Origin of the sequence: Balnearium lithotrophicum (assembly GCF_900182585.1) — a bacterium.
Classification (GTDB): domain Bacteria; phylum Aquificota; class Aquificia; order Desulfurobacteriales; family Desulfurobacteriaceae; genus Balnearium; species Balnearium lithotrophicum.
In genome coordinates this window covers 21,537-47,130 of record NZ_FXTM01000010.1, presented here as the reverse complement: position 1 = coordinate 47,130, position 25,594 = coordinate 21,537, and the positions used below count along the sequence as shown (strand labels likewise).

22 protein-coding genes are annotated in these 25,594 nt (G+C 33.0%); all 22 read left to right on the top strand.

Translation table 11 applies throughout. The features are described from left to right. Window positions 1-23 precede the first annotated feature (23 nt). The 22 genes from FN732_RS04715 to FN732_RS04610 all read left to right on the top strand — a co-directional run bounded on the left by FN732_RS04715 (window position 24) and on the right by FN732_RS04610 (window position 25,594). On the top strand, window positions 24-209 hold the full coding sequence (locus tag FN732_RS04715) for a hypothetical protein (protein WP_142935288.1): 186 nt from the start codon (window positions 24-26) through the stop codon (window positions 207-209). A gap of 78 nt (window positions 210-287) precedes the next feature. After that, window positions 288-512, top strand: coding sequence for a hypothetical protein (locus FN732_RS04710; protein WP_142935286.1), 225 nt, complete (start codon window positions 288-290; stop codon window positions 510-512). Beyond that, window positions 505-2,058: a DegT/DnrJ/EryC1/StrS aminotransferase family protein gene (locus FN732_RS04705; RefSeq protein ID WP_221928600.1), complete on the top strand. Its 1,554-nt coding sequence runs from the start codon at window positions 505-507 to the stop codon at window positions 2,056-2,058. The genes FN732_RS04710 and FN732_RS04705 overlap by 8 nt, the downstream gene beginning before the upstream one ends. Window position 2,059: 1 nt before the next feature. Then, window positions 2,060-2,866 (top strand): 3'(2'),5'-bisphosphate nucleotidase CysQ, encoded by an 807-nt coding sequence (cysQ, locus tag FN732_RS04700; RefSeq protein ID WP_142935284.1) that lies wholly within the window; start codon window positions 2,060-2,062, stop codon window positions 2,864-2,866. Next, window positions 2,856-4,616: an SLC13 family permease gene (locus FN732_RS04695; RefSeq protein ID WP_142935281.1), complete on the top strand. Its 1,761-nt coding sequence runs from the start codon at window positions 2,856-2,858 to the stop codon at window positions 4,614-4,616. The genes cysQ and FN732_RS04695 overlap by 11 nt, the downstream gene beginning before the upstream one ends. A gap of 9 nt (window positions 4,617-4,625) precedes the next feature. Beyond that, complete coding sequence (cysC, locus tag FN732_RS04690; protein WP_142935279.1) at window positions 4,626-5,234, top strand: adenylyl-sulfate kinase; 609 nt, start codon at window positions 4,626-4,628, stop codon at window positions 5,232-5,234. Then, the gene (gene sat / locus FN732_RS04685; RefSeq protein ID WP_142935277.1) at window positions 5,234-6,388 is read left to right on the top strand and encodes a sulfate adenylyltransferase; all 1,155 of its coding nucleotides are present in this window, start codon (window positions 5,234-5,236) and stop codon (window positions 6,386-6,388) included. The genes cysC and sat overlap by 1 nt, the downstream gene beginning before the upstream one ends. Then, a complete protein-coding gene (locus FN732_RS04680; protein WP_142935274.1) occupies window positions 6,370-7,785 on the top strand; it encodes a flippase in 1,416 nt (471 codons plus the stop codon). Before sat ends, FN732_RS04680 begins: the two co-directional genes overlap by 19 nt. A 6-nt stretch (window positions 7,786-7,791) precedes the next feature. Next, window positions 7,792-8,751 carry a sulfotransferase family protein gene (locus FN732_RS04675; protein WP_142935272.1) on the top strand — a complete coding sequence of 320 codons (960 nt, stop codon included), beginning with the start codon at window positions 7,792-7,794 and terminating at the stop codon, window positions 8,749-8,751. A gap of 58 nt (window positions 8,752-8,809) precedes the next feature. Beyond that, the gene (locus tag FN732_RS04670) at window positions 8,810-9,784 is read left to right on the top strand and encodes a glycosyltransferase family protein (RefSeq protein WP_185954247.1); all 975 of its coding nucleotides are present in this window, start codon (window positions 8,810-8,812) and stop codon (window positions 9,782-9,784) included. A gap of 1,220 nt (window positions 9,785-11,004) precedes the next feature. Next, entirely contained in the window at window positions 11,005-11,811 is an 807-nt protein-coding gene (locus tag FN732_RS04665) for a polysaccharide deacetylase family protein (protein WP_142935268.1), read from the top strand. Beyond that, a complete protein-coding gene (gene wecB / locus FN732_RS04660; protein ID WP_142935266.1) occupies window positions 11,808-12,893 on the top strand; it encodes a non-hydrolyzing UDP-N-acetylglucosamine 2-epimerase in 1,086 nt (361 codons plus the stop codon). The genes FN732_RS04665 and wecB overlap by 4 nt, the downstream gene beginning before the upstream one ends. Continuing rightward, on the top strand, window positions 12,890-14,104 hold the full coding sequence (locus FN732_RS04655) for a glycosyltransferase family 4 protein (RefSeq protein ID WP_221928599.1): 1,215 nt from the start codon (window positions 12,890-12,892) through the stop codon (window positions 14,102-14,104). The genes wecB and FN732_RS04655 overlap by 4 nt, the downstream gene beginning before the upstream one ends. Window positions 14,105-14,124: 20 nt before the next feature. Next, a complete protein-coding gene (locus FN732_RS04650; protein ID WP_142935264.1) occupies window positions 14,125-15,276 on the top strand; it encodes a DegT/DnrJ/EryC1/StrS family aminotransferase in 1,152 nt (383 codons plus the stop codon). 21 nt (window positions 15,277-15,297) lie between these two features. Next, window positions 15,298-15,885: a sugar transferase gene (locus tag FN732_RS04645; protein ID WP_221928598.1), complete on the top strand. Its 588-nt coding sequence runs from the start codon at window positions 15,298-15,300 to the stop codon at window positions 15,883-15,885. Continuing rightward, window positions 15,882-17,759: a polysaccharide biosynthesis protein gene (locus tag FN732_RS04640; protein WP_142935257.1), complete on the top strand. Its 1,878-nt coding sequence runs from the start codon at window positions 15,882-15,884 to the stop codon at window positions 17,757-17,759. The genes FN732_RS04645 and FN732_RS04640 overlap by 4 nt, the downstream gene beginning before the upstream one ends. A gap of 22 nt (window positions 17,760-17,781) precedes the next feature. Continuing rightward, complete coding sequence (locus FN732_RS04635) at window positions 17,782-19,089, top strand: lipid II flippase MurJ (RefSeq protein WP_221928597.1); 1,308 nt, start codon at window positions 17,782-17,784, stop codon at window positions 19,087-19,089. Continuing rightward, window positions 19,079-20,095: a class I SAM-dependent methyltransferase gene (locus tag FN732_RS04630; protein WP_142935253.1), complete on the top strand. Its 1,017-nt coding sequence runs from the start codon at window positions 19,079-19,081 to the stop codon at window positions 20,093-20,095. The genes FN732_RS04635 and FN732_RS04630 overlap by 11 nt, the downstream gene beginning before the upstream one ends. Beyond that, the gene (locus tag FN732_RS04625) at window positions 20,088-21,344 is read left to right on the top strand and encodes a glycosyltransferase (protein ID WP_142935251.1); all 1,257 of its coding nucleotides are present in this window, start codon (window positions 20,088-20,090) and stop codon (window positions 21,342-21,344) included. Before FN732_RS04630 ends, FN732_RS04625 begins: the two co-directional genes overlap by 8 nt. After that, entirely contained in the window at window positions 21,344-22,543 is a 1,200-nt protein-coding gene (locus FN732_RS04620; protein ID WP_142935248.1) for a glycosyltransferase, read from the top strand. The genes FN732_RS04625 and FN732_RS04620 overlap by 1 nt, the downstream gene beginning before the upstream one ends. Before the next feature lies 1 nt (window position 22,544). Then, complete coding sequence (gene asnB / locus FN732_RS04615) at window positions 22,545-24,476, top strand: asparagine synthase (glutamine-hydrolyzing) (RefSeq protein WP_142935246.1); 1,932 nt, start codon at window positions 22,545-22,547, stop codon at window positions 24,474-24,476. Beyond that, complete coding sequence (locus FN732_RS04610) at window positions 24,467-25,594, top strand: glycosyltransferase family 4 protein (RefSeq protein ID WP_142935243.1); 1,128 nt, start codon at window positions 24,467-24,469, stop codon at window positions 25,592-25,594. The genes asnB and FN732_RS04610 overlap by 10 nt, the downstream gene beginning before the upstream one ends.

The window sequence follows — 25,594 nt, the reverse complement described above, 5'->3', positions numbered from 1 at the left end:
TAGAGAATGGATTTCTAATTCCGATGTTAAAAGGTTTAGAAAACAAACAAGAAATGGAAGTTGAGATCAAGGATAAGACTGAAAAGGAACCGCTAACCGAGTTTTTGCAGTATTTAAGTGAAATTTACGGAGGAAGGGAAAATATATCTAATTTGACCGATGAGGAGGCATTGGAATATGTGCTCAGAAGTAAATATGAACAAAGATAACAACATAATTTTTTAAAGGTAAATGAAAAGAAGGGAGTTAAAAGTAAAAAATATTACTTAGACAGGAGGTGATTAGTTATGCAAATAGTGATAGAAGTTAAAGATAGAGACATCGGAAAGAAAATTTTGCGTATTTTATCATTATTCCGCGATGAAGGGATAATAGTAAAAGAAGTAATTCCCACTACAAATATGGAATCATTTGTTGAGAAACTAAGAGAAACTGTAGGAGAATTTCCACTTTCTAAAGTTAACTTTAAGGAAGAGTGGTATAAACATTTGGAGGAGAAATACGGTGAGTAAAATTTTAGTAGATATCAATGTAATTTTAGATGCAGTACTTAACAGGAATAAAATTAGTAAGGAATTAGTTGATAGGTTAGTAAATTCCTATAATGAACTGTTTATAACCTCTTCTATGGTAGCGACGTTGGACTATTTTCTTAATAAGTATAAAGTTGATAAAAAAAAGTTTAAAAAAGAGCTACTAACAAAATTCAAGATAGTCACAACCTCAGGTATGGATGCTTCAAAGGCGTTAGATTTTGAAGACGGTGAAGATGCTTTAATAGTGCTGAGCTTTAAGAGAATTGCTAACGATGGAATTATAATCTCAAACGACAAAGATTTTCCATCAATGGGGTTGCCAGTTTTAACTCCAGATGAGGCTCTAAAAAAGAAGGAATTGTTCGAATCTTCTTCATTTTCAGGTACTGTGCCTATGCTTGATTTACCTATGGAATATAGGTCTATGATGGAAAAAATTGATGAAGCCGTTTTAAAGTGCATGTCTAAAGCAAAATATATTCTTGGTGATGAAGTTAAAGAGCTTGAGACAAAAGTGGCTCAATATATAGGGACAAAGTATGCAGTTGGAGTATCTTCTGGAACAGATGCCCTTGTTTTATCTTTGAGAGCTCTCGCCATAAAAAATACCGGTAAAGAATTCTGGGATAAGGAAGACCTTATAATAACCACTCCATTCACGTTTACTGCAACAGGAGAAGCTATTTTAAGAGCTGGAGCTACCCCTCTTTTTGTTGATATTGACTTAGAAACTTACACTATAGATCCAGAATTGATAGAAAAAGCGGTTAAAAAATACGGAAGGAAAGTAAAGGGTATAATTCCTGTTCACTTGTATGGTCATCCTGCAAATATGGACGAAATAATGAAAATTGCCAGAGAAAACGATTTATTTGTAGTTGAAGACTGTGCTCAGAGTTTTGGAGCTCGGTGGGACGGTAAACAGACAGGCTCTTTTGGGGATACGGGGTGTTTTAGTTTTTTCCCTTCTAAGAACTTAGGTGGATTTGGCGATGGAGGGATGGTAACCACCAATGATGATGAACTTTACGAACTCCTTTTAATGCTTAGGAAACACGGAGGTAAAGACAAATACAATGTTGATTATATAGGCTATAACGCAAGGCTTGACACAATTCAAGCTGCAATATTGCTTGCTAAGTTTAAATATATAGATGAGTTTAATAAAAGACGAAGAAAAATAGCAAATAATTACAGTGAGAAATTAAAGGATTTAAACTGGATTGAAATACCCTTTGAACATTCCAAAGCTCATCATGTTTATCACCAGTATACTGTGAGAGTATTAAATAGAAATAGAGATGATGTACAGAAAAAATTAAAGGAGAATGGCATATCCTCAATGGTTTACTATCCTATACCATTGCATAAAATGAAAGTATTTATAAACAGCAGTATGGAAATTTCTGAAAGTTTAAAAAATAGTGAATTAGCTTCACAGAGCGTTTTAAGTTTACCAATAGAACCTTTAATAAGAGAATTTCAAATTTCCAAAATTTTAGAAACTTTAAGAGAAATTTAATATGAACAGCAACCTTTTTGAGAAACTAATTTCGATTATAAAATTTGCTGGAAATGCCATTTTAGATATATACAACTCAAACCTGGACATAAAATACAAAGAGGACAAATCTCCTCTAACAGACGCAGATAGAAGAGCTCACAAAATAATTGAAGAAGGTTTAAGAAGTTTTTCAGATTATCCTATTCTAAGCGAGGAGGGAAAGAATATTTCTTTTAAGAAAAGAAAAAACTGGAAATACTTTTGGTTGGTTGATCCTTTAGACGGAACAAAAGAATTTATAAAGAGGAATGATGAATTTACTGTAAATATTGCACTAATTTACAAAGATCAGCCTATTTTAGGAATAGTTTATGCTCCTGCTAAAAGTATAATATATTATGGCAGTAAAGAATCAGGAGCATTTAAGATAGAAAATGAAAAAAACATTAAACTGAATTTAAAAAATAACCCAGTAAAAGACCATTTAGCAGTAGTATCAAGTAAATCTCACTTAAATGAAGAAACCAAAGATTTTATAAGATTTCTTGAGAATTATTATGACAAGATTAGAACAGTATCAATCGGTTCTTCCCTTAAAATATGCCTTGTGGCAGAAGGAAAAGCAGATATTTATCCCAGGTTGGCACCAACTATGGAGTGGGACACAGCGGCAGCTCATGCAGTTCTAAAAGCTGCTGGTGGAAGAATTGTGAAATATTCTAAAACTAAGGATTTAAAGGACTTAAACAAACTGCCTGAACTTGAATACAATAAACCTAACTTAATAAACCCTTACTTTATAGCTTTGAGACCAAATGTGTTTTAATCATCTGATTATAATCTTTACGTTATTCTTTCTCTTATGGGGGTTATATTCAGAAAAGTTTCACCCTGCTGCAACCTTTCTCATTGCAGTTTCTTTATTGAATGTATTCAATATCATAACACCCCAGGAAACATTATCTGGCTTTTCAAATCCTTCTATTGCCTCCATTCTTCTTCTTCTAATAGTGAGTAATGTCATACAAAAAACAGGAGTAATAAATTTTTACTTCTCCAAAATTCTTGGAGAAAATCTGTCCTACAAATCCTTTTTAGGAAGGATGTTTTTATCTACATCTACAATATCTGCATTTTTTAATAATACTCCTATAGTTGCAATGCTCCTTCCGTATGTGTATCAGTGGAGTAAAAAAAAGAGCATATCTCCATCAAAACTTCTAATTCCTTTATCGTACGCTTCAATTTTAGGAGGAACAATAACTTTAATTGGAACTTCGACAAACCTCGTAGTTAATGGACTTGCAATAGAGAAAGGATTAAACCCTCTAAGTATCTTTGACTTTGCCTATATAGGTATTCCAGCAACTCTTGTGGGATTTTTATACATATACCTTTTTGGTTACAAGCTTCTCCCCGATAGAGAAGACCCGATAAAAACTTTTTTAGAGAGGAAAAAAGAGTATATCGTAGAAACAATTGTTAGAGATAATTCAAGGTTGATTGGTAAGAGCATTAAAGAGGCTAAACTAAGAAATTTGAAAGGATTATTTTTAGCTGAGATTATTAAAAGAGGAAAAGTTATATCTCCAGTTTCTCCTGAAGAGATTATAGAAAGTGGAGATATCTTAATATTTGTTGGTCAAACAGAAGCAATTACAGATTTAATATCGTCAAATATAGGAATATCACTTCCCAATTATTGTAATATAAATGATGAGAGAATGAATATTGTTGAGATTGTAATTTCGAATAATTCTTCGTTAATAAATAAAAAAATTAAAGAAACCGATTTTAGAGCAAAATACGATGCTGCTATTTTAGCAATCCACAGGAATGGTGAGAAACTCAAGGGAAAAATTGGAGAAATAATTCTGAAACCTGGAGATTTACTTCTCTTGTTAGCAGGTAAAGATTTCTGGAAAAGAGCAGAGGATACAACCGATTTTTATGTAATTTCTAAAGTTAAGGAAATCTTCAATATTGATAGGAAAAAGGGGAACTTTGTATTTCTCAGTTTCCTAATTCTTATTTTTTTTTCAGCTTTTAATATAATTCCGTTATTTACCGGATTGTTACTCATAATAACCCTATTCATTCTTACAAAAGTAGCCACCTATTCAGAAATAAAAAAGGGACTTGATTTAAACCTTGCAATAATTGCTGCATTGGCAGTAGGAATTGGGAAAGGTATTATAAATTCTGGTTTTTCAGATACTATTGCAAAAGGTATTCAGGAAGTATTTTCTCCAATCGGAATAATAGGTAGTTTAGCAGCAGTTTACGTAATTACAAACCTTTTAACAGAGTTTGTAACAAACGTTGCAGCAGCTTCAATAACCTTTCCGATTGCCGTTTCTTCTGCAAGCCTATTATCTGTTAACCCAAAACCTTTTATCCTTGCTGTAGCCTTTGGAGCTTCTGCAAGTTTTATTACTCCTATAGGATATCAAACGAATTTGATGGTTTACAGTGTAGGTAATTACAAATTTGGTGATTTTCTCAAAATCGGTATTCCTATCTCTATAGTATATGGACTGGTGTGTATAATTGGCCTTTACTTTTTATACTTTTAAGGAGGAAAGATGGAAGAAAATAAAATTATTATTCCTCACGAGGGAAGAATAAAAAAAGAGGACAGACAAAGGCAAAAGGGACACAAGTCAGCCATTTTATGGTTTACGGGACTGTCTGGTAGTGGAAAATCGACCCTTGCCCATGCGGTAGAGGAGAAACTCTTTGAAATGGGAGTACACACTTATGTTTTAGATGGAGATAACATTAGAACTGGACTGAATAAGGATTTAGGTTTTTCTGCAGAGGATAGAAAGGAAAATATTAGAAGAATAGGAGAGGTAGCAAAACTATTTGTAGATGCTGGAATCATGACATTAACAGCATTTATTTCTCCATATAGACAGGATAGACAGTTCGTAAGGAGTTTAGTAAAAGAAGGAGAGTTTATTGAGGTTTATGTAAAATGTCCTCTTGAAGTCTGTGAAAGAAGAGACGTAAAAGGACTTTATAAAAAGGCAAGGAAAGGAATTATCAAAAATTTCACAGGGATAGATGACCCGTACGAGGAGCCTGAAAATCCAGAAATAGTTGTAGAAACTCACAAAGAGAGTTTAGAAGAGTGTGTTACGAAAATCATTAACTATTTAAAAGAAAACAAGTACTTGGAGGCTGAATAATGTTAAATCCACACGGTGGAAAACTAATAAACAAAATGGCTAAAGAGGAAGAAAGAAGAGAACTGTTAGAAAAGGCTGAAACATTAAGAAAAATAGTAATTGCCAACAGATACGTTAGCGACTGCGAAATGATTGCGAACGGAGGATTTTCCCCTTTAACGGGCTTTATGACAAAGGAGGATGCAGAGGAAGTAATAAATAACATTCACCTAAAGAACGGACTTTTGTGGTCAATACCTATAGTTTTACCCGTTTCAGAAGAAATTTTTAAAGAGCTTAAAATTGGTGATGAAGTGGCTCTTTATGATAAAAATAATAGGCCAATAGCAATAATGGTAATTGAAGATAAGTTTAACCTTGACCTTGAAAATTACTGTAAAAATGTTTTTAAGACTACAGATATTGAGCATCCTGGAGTGAGAGTTGTAAAACAAGCAGGAAATAATTTCATTGGTGGCGAAATAGTTAGGCTCTTAAATAGACCTCTTAGACAGGGAATAGACGAAAAGTACTACTTAGACCCTGCTCAAGTTAGAGAAAACATAAAAAGGAAGAGATGGAAAAAAATAGTTGCATTCCAAACAAGAAATCCCATTCACAGAGCCCATGAGTACATAATAAAAACAGCATTGGAACCTATGGATGGAGTAATGATACATCCTCTTGTAGGAGAAACTAAACCCGATGACATTCCTGCAGATGTAAGAATGAAGTGTTATGAAGTTCTGATAGACAATTACTTTAATAAGGATAAAGTTCACTTATCTGTTCTACCTGCGTCAATGCACTATGCAGGACCGAGGGAGGCTGTTCATCACATGCTTATGAGGAAAAATTACGGTGCTACCCATATGATAATTGGAAGGGACCATGCAGGAGTTGGAGATTACTACGGAACTTACGAAGCCCAAGAGTTTGTAGAGCAATTTGTAGATGAATTAGAAATACAGCCTTTAAAGTTTGAACATGCCTTTTACTGTAAGAAGTGCGAAAGTATGGCAACGGCTAAAACCTGTCCCCATTCAAAGGAATTTCACGTTCACTTAAGTGGAACAAAAGTAAGAGCAATGCTGAAGGAAGGGAAGAAACTACCTAGAGAGTTTTCAAGACCTGAAGTTGCAGAAATATTAATAAAATGGGCGACAGGAAGATAAAAATTAAGATGTTTAATAAGATAGGATTGTTAAGGGACAAAATAAATAGTGATGAACATTTTAAGGAAATTTTAAAAGGCTCCTCTATTGCCTTTATTTTGAGAATAGTTGGAATAGTTGCAGGTTACATTTTCACACTTTTAATTACCCGTGGATACGGTGCAGAGGCAATGGGAGCTTTTGCTCTTTCTTTTACTCTTCTTCAAATCTCCTCTGTGATTGGAAGGCTTGGAATGGATACGGCACTTTTAAGATTTGTGGCTGAGTATTCTTCACAGGGGAAATGGGAAGTGGTAAAAGACGTATATAAAAAAGCTATAAAGCTTGTTTTTCCTTTTTCTCTAATTTTATCTGTAACTGTTTTCTTTTTCTCTGGATACATAGCAGAAATTGTATTTAAAAAACCTCATCTTGAACGTTACTTTAAAATAGCTTCAATAGGAATAGTTCCTTTTGTTTTACTTTTTATACATACAGAGTCTTTAAGAGGATTAAAGAAGATAAAAGAATATATGCTCCTTCAACAAGCAGGAATATTTATATTAGCTTCAAGTTTACTCGCATGTATAACATTATTAGTAAAGCAGTTAACAATTAGACAGATAAACCAAATACCAATTTTTATATATATTTTATCAGAGTTTGTAATTTCGTTAATGGCATTTTTCTTATGGAAGAAACAATTAACTAATTCATATCCATCGATTAGCCAATACACTAAAGAGCAAATAAAGCGACCAATTAACGAAACATTATCTTACGCCACTATTCTTTCCGTTTCAATCCCGATGCTTTTTTCAAGTTCTTTGGCCTTGATAATGGGTTGGACAGATACTATAATGTTAGGGATATTTAAAACGGAAAGAGAAGTTGGGATATATAATGTAGTTTTAAGGGTGTCTATGATAACGAGTATTACATTAATGGCAATCAATACAATAGCAGCTCCGAAATTTGCAGAGTTCTGGGGGAAAGGAGATGTAAAGGGATTAGCAAAAGTTGCTCAGCAGTCAACCAAGTTGATATTTTGGACTTCTTTTCCAATATTATCAATATTTTTAGTCTTTCCTAAGCTAATTCTTAGGATATTTGGAGAAGACTTTAAAGCAGGAACAACGGCTCTAATTATTCTAACCCTTGGACAGTTTGTAAATGCTGTTACTGGAAGCGTTGGTTATATTTTACGAATGACAGGATATCAAAAATTCCATCAGAATGTAATATTAATTGGGGCTATATTGAATATAATTTTAAATTATTTGCTAATTCCTATGTATAGTATTATAGGAGCTGCTATTGCAAGTTCGATAAGTGTCGTTTTTTGGAATTTCATCTTTTCTATAAAAATTAAAAATATCTTAGGTAATTGGATTCTTTATGTTCCTTTTAAGAGGTGAGGTATAATGTTAAGTAATAAACTTAAAATAATTTACATAGTTGGTAGTGGAAGAAGTGGAAGTACCCTTCTGGAAAGAATGCTTGGACAACATGAAGATGTCTTTGCTATTGGAGAATCTTTTCATGGATGGGAAAGAGCTTTTCTTAAGAATCAACTATGTAGCTGTGGGGTCCCATTTTATGAATGCGAAATTTGGAAAAAAATAGATAGTCATTTTAATAAAACTTTAAAAAAAATGAATATTAACTTTGAAAAATTTGTTTATCTCCTTAAGAATACTGTACGAATAAGGAATTATTTCTTCAATAGGTATAAAACTAATGCAACTATTATAAATAAAATATATACAGAATTTTATAAGTCTATTTTAGAAGTTTCTCAAAAGAAGTATTTAATAGATTCGTCAAAGCATCCTGTTCTTGCTCATATATTGTCTTTAAATGATAATTTGGAACTATATTTTATCCATCTAATAAGAGATCCGAGAGGAGTAGCTTATTCTTGGAAAAAGAAGAAACTCAAACCTATAGCCCCTAATAAGTATGATTATATGCCACAGTATCCTTCTCTCAAGACTACAGTTCATTGGAACGTTACAAATTATATAGCTAACAAATTAGTTACCAAAGAAAATGTTAGGTATTTAAGGCTTAAATATGAAGATTTAGTATCAAATCCAGGAAAAATGTTAATTAATATCTTTAAGTTCCTAAATTTAAGATCGGATTCAGTTGTTAGAAAAATTATATGTAAAGAAAATTGTATTATACTACATGCTAATCACACTCTTGCTGGAAATCCTTTTAGGTTTAAAACAGGAAAAGTAAACTTAAATTTAGATAAGGAATGGCAAGAAAAACTTTCTTTTCTAGAAAAAAATTTAATCGCTTTTTCCTCTTTACCTTGGTTAATAAATTATAGGTATATAAGTCCAATTAAAAAGGGAAGCAAATGTGATGTATAACAAACTCTCTATTCTTGTGATAACACCATATCATATGAACCCACCTCATCCTCGTATTTTGAAGGAAAGGGAGATATTAGAAAAAAATGGCTTTAAGGTAGACATATTGCATCCTCCTAAAGGAAAGGGAATATTAAGTAGAAATCTTTACCTTAAGAGGGAAATGGAGAAATTTATTGTTATGTATGATTATTTTGTTATATATGACATGTTAACCTTACTTTTTTTAATTAATGATATTAAAACTGCTACAAAGAAAAAAATTATATATGAAATAATAGATATTTTTCCTTATTATTATTCTTACAAAATTACCAAGAATTCCATTATTTCTTATCCTGTAAAACAACTTCTGGTTAAAATAGAAGATTTAATAGTAAGGAGGTATGTTTCTAAAGCAATTGTAAATTCCTGGTTTTTATATAAAAGATTTAAAAAAATTAAAAAGGAAGTTTCTTATATTCCCTATACTTCTCCTTTTGAAAAGAAAGAATTCAACAACAATCCAAATCTTCCTCCTGCCTTTATTTACATAGGTCAATTCTCGTTAGAAAAAGGTGCAGAACAAATTATCAAACTAGCACTGGAATTTAATAACTTTCCGATTTTTGTAATAGGAGATTATTGTTATAAATTAAATAAAGATTCTTTGCCTCAGAATGTAAGATTTTATCCGCGAACCTCTACAAAGAACTTATTTAACTTGCTTTTTGACTTTTCTCAAAAACATTTTTTATATGGCTTAAGCTTAATTACTGGAAAAAATAAAAGCTTCTTCTACCAAGAAGCTAATAAAGATATTGATTATTTATCGCTAGGAATTCCCATAATAGGAAATGAAAGACCTCCTACTTATGAGAAGATAAAATTAGGAGGAGGATTGTTATATACGGATCTTTCACCACAAATTTTGTTTAATAAATCCTTGAAAAGAAAACTAAAGGAAAAGGCTTTAGAAATTTATGAGAAATATTATTCGAATTACATATTTGAAAAAAAATTACTTAGTATATTTAAAAATGATCAGGATTAAAGTTAAGGTTGTTCTTTATATGTTAGTTTCCTTTTTAATTTTATCTTGGTTCTTTAATACGATGATTATTTTTCCAATAAACTATTTAACTTTAACAGTCTTTTTTTATTCATTAAGTTTACTTCTTTTTATTCATAAACCTTTTTTTATTTCTGACATATATAAACAAATAATAAATATTAAACTACTATTTTTACTGATTTTCTTAGTAGGAATAACCATGATAATAACTATATTTACAGGTCAATCCTCCTCTTTATTTCTTCCCATAAAAGCTATACTCTTCGTACTAACCCCAATTTTATTTTTTTTAAATTATAGTGTACTATATAAATATAATTTATCCTTAATAATTAAAATTTTATTTATTTTATCTTTGTTATTTCAATTCATCTTCTCATTTATCATTGGACATTATGATAAAGAACATGGGAAAATTTTAATGAAAAATAGCACCATTTTTAATTTCTCATCTAATGAATTATCTTTATATATCATATTTATAACTTTCACAACAGGTTGGATATACTACAAATATTACAAACCTAACAAATTACTTCTAACTTTTGTCTACTTTCTTCCCTTGCTCCATTTTTCTAAATCACACTTAGTAGCTTATTTATTATCTTTACTAATAACTCTAATCTTACAAAGAAATAGATTAGCAGTTTTATTCACCTTGATATTTGTCATACTACTTAAATACCTTAATAATCACTATGTAGAATATAATTTACTTATCTCTAATGAGCAAATTAAAAAACTTCTATTAGCTAATCATCTAATATTCAGTTCGAATTTCCAAGACTGGCTAAGTTTCATTGCAAAAGTTGGAGATAGAACTAGAGCTTATATCTTTCAAACCTACTTTTCCAATTTAGATAAATGCATTTTAACTGGTTTAGGTGACCAAGCCAATAAAATACTCACAGGTGGAAGAGATTATCATAATATGTTTTTTTTCTTTACAATCCAATACGGACTATTAGGATTTTTTTTCTACTTTATGACTTTAGTTCTTTTCCTATTTTACTCGCTCAAAAAATTCGAATATTTAAAATTTATATCTAATTTTATTATAATTTATGTAATATTGCGTGGATTATTTATAACCTATGATCCTTACAGATTTACAATATTGCTATTGTTTTTTATAATTTTAGAGGCTAATTTAAAATACTACCATAAATGCAAAAATTAGTGTGAAGGAACATTGATAGATGAAAGTCATAATCTCACATGATGTTGATCACTTAACTGTTTGGGAACATAAAAGGGATTTGATAATACCAAAGTTTATTGTAAGGTCTTCAATAGAGTTGTTAATTGGTTCTATTTCAGTAAATGAATATGTTGATAGATTTAAAAATTTTATAAAAAATAAATGGAACAATATTTCTGAACTGATAGAGTTTAATAAGCAGTACAATATTCCTGCTACTTTTTTCTTTGGGGTATCAAATGGATTAGGGTTGTCTTACAACTTAAAAGATGCTAGAGATTATATAAATCTTGTCAAGTTTTCTGGCTTTGATGTTGGTGTTCATGGTATAGCGTTTAATGATTTTTTAGATATAAAAAGAGAATTTGAAACCTTTAAAAAAATATCTGGTAAAAATAGATTTGGTATTCGCATGCATTACTTAAGAGTAGGAAAGGATACATTAAATTATCTTTCCAAAGCCGGTTATTTATTTGATTCTTCTGTTTTTAAGGAGATAAACCCGTTTAAAATTGGAGATATGTGGGAATTCCCTTTGCACATTATGGATGGTTATGTGATTCAAGGAAGAGGAAAAAGATGGCAAAGTAAAACTTTTGGTGAAATTAAAGATGAAACAAAAAAATTAATAGAAGCTTTATTTAATAAAAATATCAAATATATTTCAATATTATTTCACGACAGATATTTTTCAGATTCGTTTTTAAGTTGGAAAAATTGGTATATTTGGCTAATAAGATATCTTATAAAAAATAGATTTGAATTTGTGTCTTACAAAGAAGCTATAAAGGAGCTTGAAGAATGAAAATTATTTCCATTGTAGGAGCGCGGCCGCAATTTATAAAGGCTGCGTTGGTTTCCAAGAAGCTAAGAACTAAAGGGATTAAGGAAATTCTTGTTCATACTGGACAGCATTACGATTTTAATATGTCTGATGTGTTCTTTTCAGAATTGGAACTACCAAAGCCTGAATATTATCTTGGAATTGGTTCTGGAAATCACGGAGAACAAACTGGCAAAATGCTTATAGAAATAGAAAAAGTTTTGTTGAAAGAAAAACCTGATGTTGTAATAGTTTACGGCGATACAAATTCTACTTTAGCTGGTGCTTTAGCAGCGATTAAACTTCATATATCTGTAGCTCATGTGGAAGCAGGATTAAGAAGTTTTAATAAGGAAATGCCTGAGGAAATAAATAGAGTTCTTACGGACCATGTTTCTAAATGGCTTTTTGCACCTACAGAAACAGCTGTTAAAAACCTTCATAAAGAAGGGATATTTAATGGTATATATAATGTTGGTGATGTTATGTTCGATGTTGCTTTGGAGAGTATTCAGAGAGTTAATGAGAAGGAAATTTTAGAAAAACATAATGTAAGACCAAAGAGATTTATATTAGCTACAATACACAGAGCTGAAAATACAGACGTAAAAGAGAATTTAGAAAATATTTGGCAGGCATTAAATGAAATTGCTTTGATAGGATGGGAAATATTATTTCCTATTCATCCAAGAACTGAGAAAGCATTGCGGAATTTTGGCATAGATGTTCATTCTAAAAGTAAAAATTTGTTGTTAATCCCTCCTGTATCTTATTTTGAAATGTTGGCTTTAGAAAAGAATGCAAGACTTATAATAACAGACTCTGGTGGTGTTCAAAAAGAGGGTTATTTCTGGGGAACTCCTTGTGTAATTCCAAGAAATGAAACAGAATGGGTCGAATTAATAGAAATAGGTTTTAATAAACTCACTGGAACCAAGAAGGAGGATATCGTTAAATGTGTTACAGAGATGGTAACTAAAATGGAGGAAAAATTAAATATTGGCTCTCTATACGGTAGGGGAAATGCTTCAGATAGAATAGTGGAGGTTTTAGTAAAGTCGTGAAGAAGAATATTTGGATAATTAATGAGTATGCTGGTTCTCCATATCATGGTATGGAATTCAGACATTACTATTTAGGAAAGGAATTAACCAAACTTAACTATAACGTAACTATAATAACTGCATCTTTCTCTCATCTTTTTAGAAATCCTCCTAAGGTAGATAATAAATTCAGATCAGAAAATATTGATGGTATAAATTACCTGTGGATAAAAGTTCCTAAATATTCAAATTCAACGGACAAAAGAAGAGTTTTAAAGTGGATTAATTTTACTTATTCTCTAATTAAATTACCCCTAAACGAATTATCAAGACCTGACTATATTATTCTTTCTCCGATGGAAACTTTACCTGTTATTCCGACTATTAAACTCGTAAAAAATTTCTCTTCAAAGTTTATTTTTGAAGTTAAGGATATATGGCCTTTATCTATTGTTGAACTTGGTAACTATTCTCCAAAACATCCTTTTATTAGACTGCTTAAATACTGTGAAACTTTAGCAATAAAAAAAGCTGATTTGGTTGTATCTGTTTTGCCAAATTATGGAGAGTATTTAAAGGAAAATGGATTTAATAGAAATTTTATATATTTACCAAATGGTATAGATTTGGAGGAAATGTCAAGAATTGAACCTTTATCTGAAGATATAAGAAACAAAATTCCGCAAAACAAGTTTATAGTTGCTTATACTGGAACCATTGGAATTGCCAATGCATTAGAATATTTAATTAAAGCGGGGAAAATTTTAAGAAATTATAAAGATATATTGATTCTGATAGTAGGGAAAGGGGGAGAAAAAGGAAAATTAGAAAAATTAGCTCAAGGCTACAGTAATATTAAGTTTTTACCAGCTATTCCTAAAAATCAAATTCAAAGTTTACTAAGCCTAGTAGATGTGTGTTACATAGGATTGAGGAAAAAAAATCTATTCAAATATGGTGTTTCTCCAAATAAAATTTTTGACTATATGTATGCAGCTAAACCAATAATTCATGCAATAAATACAAAAAATGATATTGTAACGATGGCGAATTGTGGATTATCAGTTGAAGCAGAGAATCCTGAAGCAATAGCAGATGCTATTTTGAAGTTATATAAGATGAATCCTGAGGAAAGAAAAAGGTTAGGTGAAAATGGTAGAAAATATGTTATAGAAAATCATTCTTACACTAAATTAGCAAGGAAATATGCAAATCTTCTAGAAAATTTATAAGTCGTAAAAGAGGTGAAGTTATGCAAATCCCTTTCCATAAACCATGTATAACAGAAGATGAAATTAATGAGGTTGTTGACAGCCTGAAAAAAGGCTGGATTACCATGGGAAAGAAAACAATTGAGTTTGAAAGTCAGTTTAAAGATTATATAGGTTGTAGAAATGCTGTTGCTGTTAATTCGTGTACGGCAGCTCTCCACCTAGCGCTAAGAGCTATAGGGCTAAAGGAAGGAGAAGAGGTTATAGTTCCTGCAATTACATTTGTTGCTACTGCCGAAGTAGTAAATTATTTTAAGGCAAAGCCTATTTTGGTGGATGTAGAAAAGGAAACACACCTTATAGATGTATCAAAGATAGAGGAGGAGATTACTCCAAAAACAAAGGCAATAATTCCTGTTCACTACTCAGGACAACCTGCAGATATGGACGAAATTTTGGAAATAGCTGAAAAGTACAATCTCTACGTTGTAGAGGATGCTGCACATTCCCTTCCTGCATGGTATAAAGGTAGAAAAGTTGGAACTATAGGGGATTTAATTGCTTTTAGTTTTTATGCCACAAAAACTCTTGCAACAGGTGAAGGTGGAATGGTTACAACGGATAACGATGAATGGGCTGAGATGATGAAGGTATTGAGACTTCATGGAATAAGCAAGGATGCATGGAAGAGATACACAAAAGAGGGAAGCTGGGAGTACGACGTTTTAGATAACGGTTATAAGTACAATACTACCGACATAAACTCAGCTTTAGGACTTGCTCAGTTAAAAAAATTAGAGTGGATGTGGAAGGAAAGGGAAAAGATAGCAAATAAGTATAATGAAGCTTTTGGAGAGTGTGAGGAATTAATTCCTTATAAAGTTAAAAAAGATAGAGTTTCTTCATGGCACCTGTATCCACTCAAATTAAACCTTAAGGCTTTAAAAATAGATAGAAACCAATTTATAGAGAAACTAAAGAGAAGGGGTATAGGAACAAGTGTTCATTTTATTCCTCTCTATCGGTTTACTTACTACAAGCGCAGATTTAATTACAGTACGAAAGAATTCCCAAACAGTGAATGGATATTTGAAAGAGTTTTGTCACTTCCTATATTTCCTGGAATGACAAAAGAAGAAGTTAATTACGTAATTGAAAATGTAATAGATATAGCAAAGAGAAATAAAAGGTAAGTTATGCTGTATCAAAAGTACATGAAAAGATTAATGGATTTTACTTTATCTCTGATAGGTTTAATTTTTCTGTTTCCATTTTTCACTGTAATAGCCTTACTTATAAAATTGGAAGATGGTGGAAGTATCTTTTTTAGGCAAGAAAGGGTAGGACAAAACTGGAAACCTTTTAAAATATTCAAGTTCAGAACCATGGTTGAAAATGCGGAAAAATTGGGAGCTCTGGTTACAAAGGGAAACGACCCAAGGGTTACAAGAATAGGCAAATTCTTAAGAAAATACAAGTTAGATGAATTTCCCCAGCTCATAAATGTTTTGAAAGGTGATATGAGTTTAGTTGGTCCGAGACCCGAAGTTTATAAGTATGCTGAAAAGTATAAGGATGATTATGACCAAATCCTTAAAGTAAAACCAGGAATTACCGACTACGCTGCTTTGGAGTATATTGATGAAGAGAAAATTTTAGAGAATGCTGATAATACAGAAAAAGTATATATTGAGAGAGTTTTACCTGAAAAAATTGAATATTATAAAAAATATTTAAAAAACATCGGCTTTTTTACCGATTTGAAGCTAATTTTAAGGACTCTCTTAAGGATTATAAGATGAAAAACAAACTTAAAACTTGGCTGAAGCCTACCAAAAAGAAGCGCTTAGTTTTTTTTCTGTTAAGTGATACTCTTATATTTATACTTAGTTTTATAGCTTCTTTTTTACTCAGATTTGAGTTTGTAATTCCTCAGAATTACAAAGACATTATAATTTTATGGCTATCTATTTTTGTTATATTTAAGGTTTTCTTTTTTTATTTATTTAGAATCTACAGCATAAACTGGAGATTTGTAAGTATAAAAGAACTTTTAAGAATTTTAGGTGGGTTAAGTTCATTTTCGCTAATAGTTTTTATTATCAATTCCTTACTACAGATGGAGTTTAACAAAATATCTATTCCTCAGTCTGTTGTAATTATAGATTTCTTAATCTCACTAGTACTTGCAGGATTTTTAAGAATATCCAAGAGAATTTATCTGGAAAGTTTCAAATTAGATAAACAAGGAAAAAATACTTTAATTGTTGGAGCAGGAACAACAGGAGAAAGAATTGCAAGAGGATTACTTCAAGAAAAAGGTTACAAACCAATAGCATTTGTTGATGATGATCCAAATAAAATAGGAACAGAAATTCATGGGATCCCGGTATTAGGAAAAATAAATGACATTCCAGAAATAGTTAGTGAAAACAAGATAGAAGTTGGAGTAATAGCTATCCCCAGTCTTAATCATAAAGCTATAAGAAAAATTTACAATATCTTAAGGAACTCAGGAGTAAAAGAGACAAAGATTATTCCGGCTTTAAAACACCTCCCAGATAGAGCAGAGTTACCTATTAAAGACTTAAAAGATATATCAATAGAAGACCTGCTCTTTAGAGAAGAGGTAAAAATAGAAAGAGAAAGAATATCGGATTTAATCTCCAAAAAGAAAATATTAGTTACGGGAGCTGGAGGCTCCATAGGAAGCGAAATAGTAAGACAATTAATTGAATTTAATCCCGACACGCTGATAGCATTAGAAATTGATGAAACGGAGCTCCATAACTTAACTTTAGAATTAAGTGATAAATTAAGAAGAAAGGGAGCAAATTTTATTCCTATAGTTGCCGATGTTAGAGACAAGAAGAAACTTGAAAGAATCTTTCAGAATTACAAACCAGATATAATTTTCCATGCAGCAGCATATAAACACGTTCCTCTGATGGAATATTTTCCAGAAGAAGCTGTAAAAACTAACATTTTTGGAACGTACAATCTTGCAGAACTATCGGTTAAGTACGGAGTAAAGAAATTTGTAAATATATCTACAGACAAAGCAGTAAACCCTACGAGTATTATGGGAGCTACTAAGAGATTTGCAGAAATAATTTGCAACAGTTTTAATCAGTTAGGTAAAACCAAGTTTATATCTGTTAGATTCGGCAATGTTCTTGGAAGCAGAGGAAGTGTTATTCCTATTTTTCTCGAACAGATAAAAAAAGGTGGCCCTGTGACAGTAACCCATCCCGAGATGAAAAGGTATTTCATGACAATACCCGAAGCAGTTTTACTTGTCTTCCAAGCAGCAGCTATGGGAAATGGAGGAGAGGTTTTCGTTTTGGATATGGGAGAACCTGTTAAGATAGTTACCCTTGCAGAAGAGCTAATTAAAATGCAAGGACTTGAACCCTATAAAGATATAGATATTGTATTTACTGGTTTAAGACCCGGAGAAAAACTCTTTGAAGAATTATTAACCGCAGAGGAAGGTACAGAAAAAACTTACCACAGTAAAATATACATAGCAAGAAATCCTACAGTATTAACTTTTGAAGAGTTAAAACAATATTTAGATAACTTGGAGAAGATTGTTGAAGAAAAACCTGATTTGACAGTCATAAAAAGAATCTTATCAAAAGTAGTTCCGTTTTATAACATAACCAAGATTTAAATTCCAAGGCTTAGGGATTAAAGTGACTAAATTCTTTAGTGCAATTTTTAATGTAGCAGACAAAGAAAACATATTAGATGCATTAGTAAGAAGTTCGATTATTAGCATTGTTGCAAGGGGATTTGGGTATCTTAAACACATAGCCATTGCCGTACTTTTAGGTTTTAGTATCCAGACAGATGCCTTTTTTATGGCTCTCTCCCTCATAGGAATCTTTCTTATATTTGCAGATGTATTTGACTCTATAGGGGTCCCCAACCTCGTCAAAGCAAGGTTAGAAAATCAGGAAGAGTTTGAAAGACTCACAGGACTACTCTTCAGTTTTACCCTTTTTCTCATCTTTACAGTGGGATTTCTATCTGTAGTTTCCCTTCCCTTCATTCTAAAAATTCCAGTGGGTTTTAAGGCCAAAGCTGTTACCTATACAAAACTATCCTACTTTCTTTTAATGCCCTATCTGCTTTTGAGCTTTTTGTTTCACCACTTTGGAGCTATTTTAAGGAGTGTTAGGAGATTTACTCCCTACTTTATAGGGGAATTCATATTCTCCTTTGTTACTTTTCTATTCACTGTAACTGGATTAGCACTCTTTAAAAGCTGGATTGTTCTACCAATTTCTCTATCACTTGCACAAGTTGTTGCTACTATCTATATGCTCTACGTCGGAAGAGAGTTTATCCATTTATCTCTCTTTTTCAATCAAACAACAAAAAAACTACTAAAACACTTCTTCTTCCTTTCAGCACTCTACGGAGTTTTTCACCTCTTTGTTGTAGTCGATAGAGCTTTTGCCTCACTGCTTGGTGAAAAATCAATTTCTTCCCTTTACTATGGACTTACCATAGCTTCTATACCAAGAGTAATACTGAGATTAGAGCATATGGCTATAACATCCCTTTCGGAAACAAGGGGAAGTTTAAGTAAATTAAACTTTTATGTAAAAAAAGTTTTGATTTTTTCTATACCAATAATTTTTATTTTCTTCTTTTTATCCAAGATTATTGTTAAACTCCTGTTTGGCTATGGAGCTTTTTCTAAAACAGATGTAACTCTCACAGCCGAGGCTACAAAGTACTACTCTCTAAGTATTCCTCTTATGTTTTTGTGGCCGCTATTCTACAGGGTTTTTCAGATAAAGGAGAACCTTAAACCTGTTTTCTTTGTTGCTGTAGCTGGGGTAGTTGTGAATGCCCTCTTAAATTACTTTTTAGTAGTTGTATATGAGCTTGGCATAATGGGAATATGCCTTGGTACCTTTGGAGCATATCTTTTAATTTGCGGATTTAGTTATTTAATTCTCTATTTAGGAGATAAATCTTATGAAAAGTAATAGTTACGTTGAGTGTCCGATATGCAGAACAGAAGTTAAAAAGGATGGTTTCATTGAGGCATACGAATCACCCTTTAATAATCAAAAGTACGAACTTTACGAGTGTCCTGAGTGTGAACTTCAGTGGTGGGAACCTCTTAGAATGGTTCCAGAATTCTACGAAAATGACGTCTTCAATTTGTATACCTCCTTTCATGAGGGAGTCAGGACAAAGATAGGTCAAAATCACAAAGCTTTTTTAAAGTATTTTCCAGGGAAAATAAAAGGAAAACTATTAGACATTGGGTGTGGTGATGGAATCTTTCTTAGAGAAGCCCAGAAACATGGCTTTGAAGTTTGGGGAATCGACTTTGATAAAAAAAGTGTTGAGGTAGTAAAGAAATCGTTAGGGGTTGAGACAGTTTATCCTATGAGTCTTGAGGAGTTTTGTGAGTTTGCAAAAGAAAAAAACGTAAAGTTTGACGTAGTAACGTTCTTTGAGGTTCTTGAACACCAGGACAAACTGAGGAATTTTTTAGAAATGGTTAAAAGTTTACTCAAGGAGGGAGGATATATTGCCGGTTCTGTTCCAAATAGGGAAAGACTGTTTAGTGAAGTTGACTGGAAGTATTTCAATGGTGATTATCCTCCCCACCACTTTCTTCGTTTTTCAAAGGGAGCTCTCGAAAATACCCTCAAATTAGTAGGCTTCTCAAATGTAGAGGTTTATAAATTGGACTTTCCAAAGGAAGAACTCCCTGCCTACATAGAAAAAAAAGTTTTTGGAAGTGGTATTGATAGATTAAAAGTAATCCTGAAGGGAAAAGCTCTGCAAAATCAAAAACTTGCAAATGCAGTAAAAGTTGAGGATATGGATAAAATTAATCCATCACCCTACTATAGGATTTTAAAACTACTAAAAGGCTTCAGAAATAAACTACTTTTTCCTATGACATTAGCATACTCTTACAAATTGAAGGGAAGAGGGATATACCTTTACTTTCAGGCAAGGTTGAGGAATGTCTAAGGCAATTTTGATTAACAGTTTGGCTAAGGGAGGAGCTGAGAGGGTAGCTGTAAACCTCTTTAGAGCTCTAAACTTCGATTACTTAATAGTTTTTGATGATAGTGACATAGCTTACGATGTCCCGAGGGAAAAAATAATATGTTTGGGAGCTCCACCGTCTAAAGGTCTAAGAACAAAGTTTCTAAATTTAATTAGACGAGTGTATCTAACTAAAAAAATAAAAAAGGAAAAGAACATAGATGTTTGCATAAGTTTTCTTGAACCAGCAAACCTGATAAACGTTCTATCTAAGGGAAAAGAATTATGTATAACCTCATTTCGCGTTAACTATACAGAAACGCTGAAGAATGACCCCTTTCTTGGTAAAGGTTTACTGAGAAAAATCACAGTCTTCCTGTACAAGATTATGTTTAAACACATTTACAACAGAGCCAATTTCATGGTAACAATATCAAACAACGCAAGAGGTGACTTGATAGAAAATTTTGGACTTGATGAGAGAAAAACTGTTACCATATACAATCCCTTTTATTTTGAGAATATTCAAAAGTTAAGCAAAGAAAGACTTAACAACGATGAAATTGTTTTCGAAAACAGAGATACAATAGCGACAGTTGGTAGATTAACAAAACAAAAGGGACAATGGTACTTACTCAGGATTTACAGGGAACTTAAGAGAAAGTTTCCAGAGTTGAAACTCCTCCTGCTTGGAGATGGAGAGTTAAAGGAGTACTTGGTAAAACTATCTGAGGACCTGAACCTTAAAACCTACGTATGGGATAGAGATGACTTAAGTGGAGATTTTGACGTTTACTTTTTAGGGTTCAGAAAGAACCCATTCAAGTACATATCTCGTTCGAAGGTCTTTGTTTTCCCATCTCTCTGGGAGGGATTCCCTAATGCCTTAGTTGAGGCTATGGCTTGTGGAATTCCTGTAGTCTCAGCTGACTGCAGAAGTGGCCCAAGGGAGATTCTATCTCCAGATACGGATTTCAACTATCAAACTAAAGAGCCTGAGTTTGCGGAGTACGGAGTACTTATGCCACCTTTTGATGTGGAATTCAAAAAGGCTAATGAACCTTTAGGGGAAAGGGAAAAGGTTTGGGTTGAAGTTTTAGGAGAACTTCTACAAGATGAAGAACTAAGAAGGAAGTATTCAAGAAAAGCTTTAGAGAGAGCTAGGGATTTTGATGTTAAAAATATTGTTAAGGACTGGGAAGGGATTTTAATGTGCCGGGAGAATCGTTAATGTCCTTAAAATTTCTGATTAACTCTCTTGAAGGTGGTGGAGCAGAGGCAGCTTTAGTAAGACTTCTTCCTTTTTTAAATGTAGAAAAGGTATTTTTGTTAGAAAAAGGTGTTAAGTTTGAAGTTTCCAAAGAAGAAATTTTTATTTTATCTGAACATACAATAAAAACTAATTCGCTGTATAAAACGCTGTTTATTCCTGTTTACTCATGGAGGCTGGCTTCCCAATTAAAAAATAAGGATACCGTCATTTCCTTCTTAGAAAGGGCAAACTTTGTTAACATAGTTTCAAATTTATTTAAAAAGCACAAAACTGTAATATCGGTGAGAATGAATCAATTAGAAGGTCACAGGGGATTTGGAGTTGTTAATAAATTTTTAGTTAGAATTTTATATCCAAAAGCAGATACTGTTGTAGCAGTTTCCCAAGGAGTAAAAAACAGCCTTATAAAGCTTGGAGTTCCAGAGGAGAAAATCAAGATAATTTACAATCCGTATCCCATTCATCTAATACAGAATTTATCAGAAGAGCCTGTAGAGGGAATTTTCGAGGGAGCTCCCTTTATTATTACCGTCGGCAGGTTAACAAAGCCAAAGGGTCAATGGTATTTACTAAGAATTTTCAGAGAACTGAAGAAGAAATTTCCAGAGCTAAAACTCCTTCTACTTGGAGATGGTGAGTTAAAGGATTACTTGGTAAAGCTATCAGAGAATTTAGGCCTTAGAACCTACCTATGGGATAGGGATAAGCTAAGTGGTGATTTTGACGTTTACTTCTTGGGATTTAAAAAAAATCCATTTAAGTACATATCCCGTTCAAAACTGTTTGTTTTTCCATCCCTATGGGAGGGATTCCCTAATGCCTTAGTTGAGGCTATGGCTTGTGGAATTCCTGTAGTCTCAGCTGACTGCAGAAGTGGCCCAAGGGAGATTCTATCTCCAGATACGGACTTCAACTATCAAACTAAAGAGCCTGAGTTTGCAGAGTACGGGGTACTCATGCCTCCGTTTGATGTGGAGTTCAAGAAGGCTAATAAACCTTTGGAGAAAAGGGAAAGAATTTGGGTTGAAGTTTTAGGAAAACTTCTACAAGATGAAGAATTAAGAAAGAAGTATTCAAAAAAGGCTTTAGAGAGAGCTAGGGATTTTGATGTCGAAAATATTGTTAAGGACTGGGAAAAATTACTAAGGGAAGTTTAGAATGTGCCGTATAGCAGGGTTTTGGGATTTAACATACAGGGGAAACTATGACCTTGAAAGGGTAGCTGTCTCTATGAGAGACAGCTTAACCCATGGTGGTCCAGACGATGCTGGAGTTTATTTAGAACCGGAAAGAGGCCTTGCATTAGGCCATAGGAGACTCTCCATAATTGACCTTTCTCCCTCAGGGCATCAACCTATGGAGTTTGACAACCTCGTTATCGTTTACAACGGTGAGGTCTATAACTTTACAGAAATAAAAAGAAATTTAGAAGCTGAGGGATACACGTTCTCCTCCAACTCCGATACGGAAGTTGTTCTCAAGGCTTTTCACAGGTGGGGCACAGATGCCGTTCACATGTTTAGGGGAATGTTTGCCTTTGCCATCTGGGACAAGAGAGAAAGGAAACTGTACCTATACCGGGATAGAATAGGAGTAAAACCTCTCTATTTCTACTATAGAGACGGAACTTTTATGTTTGCATCCGAAATAAAGTCCTTCCATAGGCATCCTAAATTTAGAAAGGAACTAAACGAAGTCTCCCTTGCTCTATATCTGCAGTACGGGTACATATCGGGAAACTACAGTATTTTTAAAAATACGTACAAACTACCACCAGGCCACTTTCTCACTATTGATTCTAAAGGAAATATAAAAACAACAAAGTACTGGGATGTAGAGTCACTTTTTATTAAAGGAGAAAAGGAAAGGGAAAAGTGGCTTAGCAGGCCTGAAGAGGAGTTGATAGACGAACTTGAAGAAATCCTTACAGATAGCTTCAAATTGAGGCTCGTTTCTGATGTCCCTGTTGGTATGTTTTTAAGCGGAGGAATAGATTCAACAATTGTTTCGGCTCTCCTTGTAAAGGAAGGTGTAAAACCGAAAACGTTCACTATAGGATTTTACGAAGAAACTTACAACGAAGCTCCCTACGCAAAAAAAATAGCTGAATTCTTAGGTACAGACCATACAGAGTTCTACTGTACCCCTAAAGAGGCCCTTGATATAATTCATAAACTTCCAGAAATTTACGATGAACCCTTTGGAGATTCCTCAGCAATTCCCACGTACCTCGTTTCAAAACTTGCCAAGAGTCAGGTAAAAGTCTCTCTCTCTGCAGATGGTGGAGATGAACAGTTCTGTGGATATACAAGGTACTGGATAGTAGGAGAGCGAATAAAGAAACTTTCAAGATTACCTTTTATTTCACTTCTAAAGGGTGCTTTTAGATTAATCAGTCCAAGTCTTGCTGCAGAGATTTACAGAACGTTTAGTTTTATGTTCCCAAAGTGGAACAACTTTAAGGATAAATATTCAAAATTAAGGAAAGTACTTGAAGCCTATCAGGACTTCAGACTACAGTACGATATATCAAATAAACTTTTCCTTGAGGAAGATTTAGGTGATTTAGGTGTTAAATTTGAAGGGAGATATCCAACCAATTTGGACTTTCTTGAAGTATACCCTGATAATCCAATGGAATTTATGATGCTTTACGACCTTAAAACGTACCTGCCTGACGATATTCTGGTAAAAGTAGATAGAGCTACAATGTCTGTTTCTCTTGAAGGAAGAGAACCTTTCTTAGACCATAAAATATTGGAATGGACTTCACGTCTACCCGTGGAGTTTAAGTGGAGGAACGGTATAAGTAAGTATCTTTTAAGGAAGCTACTCTACAGATACGTTCCTAAGGAACTTGTTGATAGGCCTAAGCAGGGGTTTGGAGTTCCAGTTTACGAGTGGTTCAAAAGTGAGCTTAAAGAGCTGTACAGGGAATACCTAAATTTTGAAAGGATTAAAAGGGAAGGTATTTTTAATCATCAGGAGGTTAATAGACTCCTAAATGACTACTTGAATGATAGAGGCGTTAACCATAACAAACTTTGGCTTTTGTTTGTATTTGAAATGTGGAAGGAAAGATGGATGTAGCTACTAAGAAAAGAAGATTGGTTTTTGTTTCCAATACTTCTTGGTCGCTGTGGAACTTCCGTTTAGAGCTTATGCGTACATTGAGAGAATCAGGTTTTGATGTAGTCACAGTCGCTCCTAAAGATGACTATTCACAGTATCTTGAAAGAGAATTCAGACATTACAATCTAAGGAACCTTGACAGAAAAGGGGCAAATTTATTTAAAGATTTCAAGTTATTTATGGAGTTTGTAAAACTCTATGGAGAAATAGAACCTGATTTAGTTATCAACTTTACTATTAAACCTAACATTTACAGTTCCATAGCAGCAAAACTTTTAGGTATACCAAGTATAAGCGTTCTTTCTGGATTAGGATACGTTTTCCTTAGAAAAAGCTTTATGAAAAATTTGGTTAAAGCCTTATACTTGGCTGCTTTTAGATGCAATAGATATGTTGTTTTCTTAAACAAGCACGACCTACAAGAATTGAAGAATATAACAGGAAGTAAAGGAATTGTAATCCCGGGCGAAGGAGTGAATCCTTCCTTTTTTTCTCCTGATATTTGCAAAAGGGAAGAGAAGAGAAAATTTATATTTCTATTTATCGGAAGGTTTCTCAAGGACAAAGGGATAGTTGAGCTTATAGAGGCATCAAAAAAGCTGTACAACGATAACAAAAATTTTCAGCTATGGCTTTTAGGAGGAGTAGATAGGGGGAATCCTGCTTCCTTGAAAGAAAGTAACTTAGAAGAATTGCGTAAATTTCCCTTTGTAAAAATATTTCCATTTACAAGGGACGTTCGTCCCTACATCTGTGGTAGCGATTGTGTCGTATTACCTTCGTACAGAGAAGGTCTCTCAAGAACACTTTTAGAAGCTATGTCTATGGAGAAACCTATAATAACGACCGATGTTCCAGGATGTAAGGACGTATGCTTTGACGGTTTAAACGGTTTGGTAGTAAAACCAAGGGATACTGAGGAACTATATTTAGCCATGAAAAAAATGGTGAAGTTACCGCCAGAAAAAAGAACGTTTATGGGAAAATCTGGAAGAAAGTTAATTTTAGAAAAATTTAGTAAACAGATAATTTTGAAGAAATACGTAGAGTTGATAGAAGAAGTTCTTCATCAGTAA

Bases quoted from the DNA above. Each gene is read 5' to 3' on its own strand.
- FN732_RS04710 (WP_142935286.1), top strand. From the start codon at position 288: ATGCAAATAGTGATAGAAGTTAAAGATAGAGACATCGGAAAGAAAATT.
- FN732_RS04650 (WP_142935264.1), top strand. From the start codon at position 14,125: ATGCAAATCCCTTTCCATAAACCATGTATAACAGAAGATGAAATTAAT.
- FN732_RS04645 (WP_221928598.1), top strand. From the start codon at position 15,298: ATGAAAAGATTAATGGATTTTACTTTATCTCTGATAGGTTTAATTTTT.
- FN732_RS04640 (WP_142935257.1), top strand. From the start codon at position 15,882: ATGAAAAACAAACTTAAAACTTGGCTGAAGCCTACCAAAAAGAAGCGC.
- FN732_RS04620 (WP_142935248.1), top strand. From the start codon at position 21,344: ATGTCCTTAAAATTTCTGATTAACTCTCTTGAAGGTGGTGGAGCAGAG.
- wecB (WP_142935266.1), top strand. From the start codon at position 11,808: ATGAAAATTATTTCCATTGTAGGAGCGCGGCCGCAATTTATAAAGGCT.
- FN732_RS04695 (WP_142935281.1), top strand. From the start codon at position 2,856: ATGTGTTTTAATCATCTGATTATAATCTTTACGTTATTCTTTCTCTTA.
- FN732_RS04680 (WP_142935274.1), top strand. From the start codon at position 6,370: ATGGGCGACAGGAAGATAAAAATTAAGATGTTTAATAAGATAGGATTG.
- FN732_RS04625 (WP_142935251.1), top strand. From the start codon at position 20,088: ATGTCTAAGGCAATTTTGATTAACAGTTTGGCTAAGGGAGGAGCTGAG.
- FN732_RS04630 (WP_142935253.1), top strand. From the start codon at position 19,079: ATGAAAAGTAATAGTTACGTTGAGTGTCCGATATGCAGAACAGAAGTT.
- FN732_RS04715 (WP_142935288.1), top strand. From the start codon at position 24: ATGTTAAAAGGTTTAGAAAACAAACAAGAAATGGAAGTTGAGATCAAG.
- cysQ (WP_142935284.1), top strand. From the start codon at position 2,060: ATGAACAGCAACCTTTTTGAGAAACTAATTTCGATTATAAAATTTGCT.
- asnB (WP_142935246.1), top strand. From the start codon at position 22,545: ATGTGCCGTATAGCAGGGTTTTGGGATTTAACATACAGGGGAAACTAT.
- sat (WP_142935277.1), top strand. From the start codon at position 5,234: ATGTTAAATCCACACGGTGGAAAACTAATAAACAAAATGGCTAAAGAG.
- cysC (WP_142935279.1), top strand. From the start codon at position 4,626: ATGGAAGAAAATAAAATTATTATTCCTCACGAGGGAAGAATAAAAAAA.
- FN732_RS04665 (WP_142935268.1), top strand. From the start codon at position 11,005: ATGAAAGTCATAATCTCACATGATGTTGATCACTTAACTGTTTGGGAA.
- FN732_RS04675 (WP_142935272.1), top strand. From the start codon at position 7,792: ATGTTAAGTAATAAACTTAAAATAATTTACATAGTTGGTAGTGGAAGA.
- FN732_RS04610 (WP_142935243.1), top strand. From the start codon at position 24,467: ATGGATGTAGCTACTAAGAAAAGAAGATTGGTTTTTGTTTCCAATACT.